This is a genomic window from Campylobacter sp. 2018MI13 (assembly GCF_018501135.1).
In the GTDB taxonomy this organism is placed as follows: Bacteria; Campylobacterota; Campylobacteria; order Campylobacterales; family Campylobacteraceae; genus Campylobacter_E.
Genome location: NZ_JAHCZC010000356.1, coordinates 1 through 224, shown reverse-complemented (window position 1 = coordinate 224; position 224 = coordinate 1). Strand labels below are relative to the sequence as shown.

Annotated in this window: 1 rRNA gene; it reads right to left on the bottom strand. The window is 46.9% G+C overall.

Features of this window, described 5'->3' with window-relative positions:
• A 23S ribosomal RNA gene (locus tag KJQ99_RS10375) occupies positions 1 to 224 on the bottom strand; the annotation flags it as partial.

Sequence of the window (224 nt, the reverse complement as noted above, 5' to 3'; positions counted from 1 at the left end):
CCTATACATCCACTTACGTGTTAGCAGAGTGCTGTGTTTTTGGTAAACAGTCGGGAGGGACTCTTTGTTGTAAGTTTCCTTGCCTTCGGAGTAAATCCTAATACAAGGCTAACCACACCTTATACCGCAGATACGGTGCTATTTTGCAGAGTTCCTTAAAGAGAGTTCTTCCACGCGCCTTAGAATACTCATCCCACCCACCTGTGTCGGTTTACGGTACGGGC